The sequence below is a fragment of the Coleofasciculus sp. genome (assembly GCF_046539235.1).
Taxonomy (GTDB): Bacteria; Cyanobacteriota; Cyanobacteriia; order Cyanobacteriales; family Coleofasciculaceae; genus Coleofasciculus.
Genome location: NZ_JBKHHI010000470.1, coordinates 1 through 4,828, shown reverse-complemented (window position 1 = coordinate 4,828; position 4,828 = coordinate 1). Strand labels below are relative to the sequence as shown.

The 4,828-nt window shown below is 46.6% G+C and carries 1 protein-coding gene; it reads left to right on the top strand.

Annotation, left to right across the window (positions count from 1 at the left end):
- The first annotated feature begins 323 nt into the window (after positions 1–323).
- Positions 324–4,823 (top strand): ribonucleoside-triphosphate reductase, adenosylcobalamin-dependent, encoded by a 4,500-nt coding sequence (gene nrdJ / locus ACLFWI_RS26925; protein WP_446415475.1) that lies wholly within the window; start codon positions 324–326, stop codon positions 4,821–4,823.
- Positions 4,824–4,828 lie beyond the last annotated feature (5 nt).

Below are 4,828 nucleotides of genomic sequence, written 5' to 3'. Positions count from 1 at the left end.
CTTGTCCTCCTTGTCTTGTCCCCACCCTCAAGTAAAAAACCTACACCTGTCAGGAGGGGGAGATGGGGTGAGGGGGAGATGGGGGAGTTCACTCAAAATTGAATAAGGGCGGGTTTTGCCAAAAAATTTAGGTAAAACAATTCATGTTTGTCCCTAAACCCGCCCCTACAAACTATATCCCTTGAGCGAAGCGAAGGATCAAAACTCAAAACTTCCCAGACGTACTACACATAGCGCAAACGGATTAATTTTTCAAGCTTTGACGCTATATCTGACATAACCTATAGTCTAGGTTTAGCGGAAATTAACAGTAGATTATCACGATGGTAAGAGAGCTTGAGCGAAAACATCTCAATGGTGATTTTCCGGAAACGGCACCGACGGCAAATCCGGTATTTTTCAGAACCTACAGCCGCCGCACAGCCAAGGGTAGAGAGACGTGGAAGGAGGTGTGCGATCGCACAATTCAAGGCTTAAGCAAACTGGGTAAGCTGACTCCAGCAGAAACCGCTCTGCTGGAACGGATGATGCACCAGATTAAAAGTTTACCCTCCGGGCGCTGGTTATGGGTCGGAGGCACCGATTGGCTGGAAAATCCGGAGAATTTCTCTGGCGCTTATAATTGTACCTCTACGAATGTGGTAGACTGGCGTGCCTTTGGCTTAATGATGGACCTCGCCATGATGGGATGTGGCACAGGGGCGGTTTTAGAACCCCAATACATTAACCAGTTACCCCCAATTCGCAATCATCTGAATGTAATCTTAGAGGGTGAAATTGGTACAACGCTATCGGAGGAACGCCGGGAAAAAACCGAGGTCAAAATTGATGGAAATCAGGTGACAATTTATGTCGGGGACTCCCGTCAAGGGTGGGTTAAGTCCTATCAAAGTCTGTTGGAATTATCCACAGATGAACGATTTTCTGGTGAAGTTCAGGTATCCATTAATGTGAGTGATATCCGTCCCGCCGGAGAATCCCTAAAAGGCTTTGGTGGGGTGGCGAATCCGATTAAATTACCGGAACTGTATCAGCGATGTGCGGCGATTTTAAATAAAGCCGTGGGACGGCAATTAAATTCAGTCGAATGCTGTCTTTTAATTGATGAAGCCGCTGTCGTGGTTGTCGCGGGTAACGTGCGTCGTTGTTTACCCGAAGGCTCCCTGGTTCACACCGAGTCTGGATTAGTTGCCATTGAAAAAATTCGGATTGGCGATCGCGTTTTAACCAGTAACGGGTTTTATCCGGTAACCAACTTCTTTGAACAAGGCGTTCAATCCCTCTGTCGGATCAAAACTGAGGATGGTTATTTGGACTGTACCCCTGACCATAAAGTTGCTGTATTAACTGACATTTATGGCAACTATAAAATGGTGAAAGCCAAAGAATTGAAAGCTGGCGATCGCTTAGTCTTTGTTCCCCAGAAAATTCCCGGAACCCCAACGGAGTTACCTGAATTTAAAGGGAAACTAAGTTCCCCGGCTAAACCAATCACCGTGCCAGCGTTAACCTCAGAAGTGGCTTATTTCTTAGGGTATTTACAAGGAGATGGTTCAGTCAGTTCTGATGGTTGGCGGGTGCGCTTGCGGATTCACCAAGATAGTCCGCAAATTCTAGAACGATTGATTGCGGTGGCTGAACAGTTTGGGTTGCCAACTCATACGTTAAGAACACCAGAACAGGGAAAAACAAAGCCCTTTGAATTGCAACTCAATTCTGCCGCCCTCAATCAGTATCTTTCCCAGTTTAAGCAGCCGTTTACCTCACCCTCTGTACCCGAATGTATCTTATTGGGAACTCAGGCGATTCGGGAAGCCTATTTAGCAGGTTTAGCAGATGCTGATGGATGTCATTCTCAAGGGGTTTTAGTGGCTTCCGTTCATCCCGACTTTTTGCGGCAAATCCAGACTCTATATGCCTCTTTGGGAATTGCCACACGGTTGTGTGCTTCAATTGGTAAACGCACAGGGAAATGGGAAGGTGAGTTAGTGACTGTAGGTGAATCGGCTTATTTAGCGGTGCAAACCTTCATGTCTACTGACTCAATTACGTTTAGCAAACGCCAACAACAACGCCCCAAATCGTTTCACGATCATGGATTTCCCCTAGACATAGTGGAACCTGTGGTTAGTCGCGATAATTATGGAACAGGTCAAAAGCAAGTCATTACCCCAACCGTAAAGCGATTGGTTCCGGAGTCTACGGAGTTAATTCCCGTCAAGGTTAAGTCTGTAGAAACTAATGTCCGCACCGCACCAACCTATGACATTGAAGTGGCAACTATCCATGAATTTGTCTGCGAAGGGATTCTGGTGTCTAATAGTGCGGGGATGCGCCAAGGGGTTAGTAATGATGAAAAGTTTGTTAATGCTAAAGATAACCTATGGCAACAGGATGAAAATGGAAACTGGCGAATTGATCCAGAACGCGATGCGTTGAGGATGGCAAATCATTCCCGTGTTTTTCACCATAAACCTACCTTAGATGAATGTATTGCCGCCGTTCGCAAACAATATTATTCTGGTGAAGGTGCGATTCAATGGGCGGGAGAAGCCGTGGCACGAGCAAGTTGTGATTTGTTGACAACTCCAGCCTTGAGAAAAGAGTTTCTGCAAGCTTATGAACAAGGAAACGCACGTCATTGGTTACAGGAAAAGTATACCAATTTGACACCCGATGAAATTGAGCATCGCTTGCAGCGGTTTGGCTTAAATCCCTGTGTGACGGCTGATACTTGGGTGCATACGGAATTTGGTCCGCGCCAAGTTAAAGATTTAATCGGGAAGCAACATGGAACTTACGTTAATGGGGAACTGTTTAGCACAACAGCCGATGGCTTTTTCTATACGGGCGATCGCACTGTCTTCACCCTAGCCACAAAAGAGGGGGTTTCCCTACGTTTGACAGGAAACCATCAAATTTTGCGAGTTAGCGCCCAAACCCAAAAGCGTCAATATACCGAATGGGTAGCGGCTGAGGAATTACAACCAGGCGATCGCGTATGCTTGCACAATCACCGAGGAATTCAGCCTTGGCAAGGTGTGGGAACCTTTAACCAAGGATGGTTATTAGGGAGTCTCGTCAGTAATGGATCACTCGCCCAAACTCAAGCCGCCATCGTGCGATTCTGGGGTGACTCTCCTGTCAAAATGGCAGAGTCTGAAGTAGCAACCCTCCAACAACATGGTGTTTGTACTGTAAAGTTAGGGGGTGATTCTGATCGCCAACCGGATTTACAGCAAGTGGCGTCGAGTGGGCTGGATCAATTAGCCGCCCAGTTCAAGATTCATCGCGGTCAAAAAATAGTGACGCCAGAAATTGAACAAGCCAGCTACGAGTTTTATCGGGGATTCCTACAAGGATTATTCGATGCCGATGGTAGCGTGCAAGTAACGCAAAATAAAGGCATTAGCGCGGGTTTAGCCCAACGTAATCTTGAATTCCTGCAAGCGGTTCAGCGGATGCTGCTGCGCTTAGGAATTGTTTCTACGGTTGCTCAAAATCAGCACGAATTGGTGATTGCTAACGACAATCTGATTGAATTCCGCGATCGCGTGGGTTTCCGTCAGCCGGAAAAACAGCAAAAGTTGGACAATTTACTCAACGGATACAAGCGTCAGCTAAACCGGGAACGCTTTATTGTCACCGTTAAGTCGGTTTCTCCTACGGGTATCGAATCCGTTTATGATTGCACTGTTCCAGGTGTCTCTCGCTTCGATGCCAATGGCATTGTGGCGCACAATTGCGGTGAAATTATCGGCTCGGTATTCCATTGTAATTTAGCCGAAATCCACCTGAATCAAATTGATCCGAATAACGAAAAGGAACAAGAGGAGGCATTCAGCGCGGGGGCGCTTTCCGTTGCCATTTTGCTCAACCATACGTTTGTTGAGGAACGGTATCAAAAATCACGGGAATTAGACCCAATTGTTGGTGTATCCTTCACCGGATTATTCGATTTCTTTGTCAAGGCGTTTGGCGCAGACTGGTTACACTGGTGGGCAGAGGGACGCCCAGATACTGACCAAGGTGTACAGTTCAAGGAACAAGAAAAAGCCTATTTAACCCGGTGGCGCGATATTGTGCATCGGGTGGTGTGGGAGTATTGCGATAAGCATGGGATTAAACGCCCCAATCGCTGTACAACCGTGCAACCCTCTGGAACAAAATCTCTACTTACAGGCGCATCTCCGGGTTGGCATCCCCCCAAAGCACAGCGATTTCTTCGCCGCATTACCTTCAGAAAGAATGATCCGGTGGCGTTAGCTTGTCTGGAATATGGATACAATGTCACGCCATCCCAATCTGATAAAGATGAAAATGGAAATCTCTTAAATGATCCGTTTGCTGAAGCCTGTTCGGAATGGCTGGTGGAAATTCCCGTGGCTGTATCTTGGGCAGATTTACCAGGTGCCGATGAAATTGATATCAGTCAGTTTTCGGCATTGGCACAAATGGATTTTGCTATGCAAGTTCAGCGCTGGTATGTAACGCATAACACCTCTTCCACTTGGGAATTGCGCGTTAATGAAGTTGAACCATTAGGAGAGCGGATTTATCAAGCGATTCAGAATGATGAAGGGTATATTTCAGCGGCGCTATTGGCGCGGTTTGATGACCATCAATCCTTCCCCCGTTTGCCTTTTGAACCGATTGATAAAGCAACGTATGAGCAATTAATGCAAGAGGTACAACAGCGACGGAAGATGTCTGATTTCTATCCAGCTTTGGAGAAATATGATGCAGGTGAATTAATGGAAGCTGGACCCGTGGGTTGTGATTCGGATAAATGTATGTTCCCAGAACAGACACCGAATGCATAATTCAT